Raw genomic sequence first — 975 nt, 5'->3', positions numbered from 1 at the left:
TAATAAAAATGGTAAAGGTGCATATTTTATTTTTGCTAATAATTCAAAACTTAATTTTATTACTATTGATTTTTACAATGACCAGTATGATGAATTAGGCAATTTAGTATCTTGTACTTTTGATTATGACCCTTATATTAAAAATGAACAGAGTATTTTTATTACTGAAAAATTAGAAATTGATGCTGTAACTAAACAAGTAAAAGTTATTAGAAAGTTAAAAACACGATTATACAGTACTATTACCGACTTATATATTGATGATGCAAAATGAAATAACTATACAACATTACAAAGAGAAGAAATATTACCACTTAATTTTATACCGATTGAAATTATTCCTAATAACCCTAATTTTGAACCTTCTGCTCGTTATGGTAAACAATTTGCCAGTATTTTAGATATTATTGCTGAAAAGATAATGTTAGACCCATTATTAAATAGTGGTAAATTTACCATTAATACTAATGGAGTTACTGGAGTTGTTGACCAAGAAATTAGTAAAATGTTGGCATCATTTATTGAAAATGACTTGTTATTAGTTGAAGGAGACCCTGATAGTAATTTTCAACCAGTAGACTATATTGCTGGTAATTTTAAAGGTGAACAATTAACCAAAATATATGATTAATTATTAATTAATTACTATAAAATAAATCGCCATCATGTTCCTGCTATCGCTAAGGGGGCCCAACAAACTCAGGCGGAAGTTGCTGGTGTAAATATTCAAACAAACGCATCATATGAACAAATGATATATATTAGAGAAATTAAATTAACTGAATTCGTTATGAAGTTAATTAAATATGATAATGCGATTTTAAACAGTAGAACATTTAATATTAAAAATATTGATGAATTAATTGTTGATGTTCACTTACCAGTAAATGCTACTTTAAACAGACAATTAAAAAATAACGGAACTATTATCAATACACCTAATGAAGAAGGAGAACAAGAATAATGTTAAAACCA

The 975-nt window shown here is 26.4% G+C and carries 2 protein-coding genes; both read left to right on the top strand.

The features are described 5' to 3' along the window. A partial coding sequence (locus D9R21_RS07750) for a hypothetical protein (RefSeq protein ID WP_158613999.1) occupies positions 1 to 631 on the top strand: 631 nt, incomplete at its 5' end. 120 nt (positions 632 to 751) lie between these two features. Then, the gene (locus D9R21_RS06720) at positions 752 to 964 is read left to right on the top strand and encodes a hypothetical protein (protein ID WP_126821563.1); all 213 of its coding nucleotides are present in this window, start codon (positions 752 to 754) and stop codon (positions 962 to 964) included. The last annotated feature ends 11 nt before the right edge of the window (positions 965 to 975 follow it).

Origin of the sequence: Spiroplasma endosymbiont of Megaselia nigra, from assembly GCF_003987485.1 — a bacterium.
GTDB lineage: Bacteria > Bacillota_I > Bacilli_A > Mycoplasmatales > Mycoplasmataceae > Spiroplasma.
The sequence above is the reverse complement of the archived record's forward strand: the minus strand, read 5'-3'. Positions and strand labels throughout refer to the sequence as shown.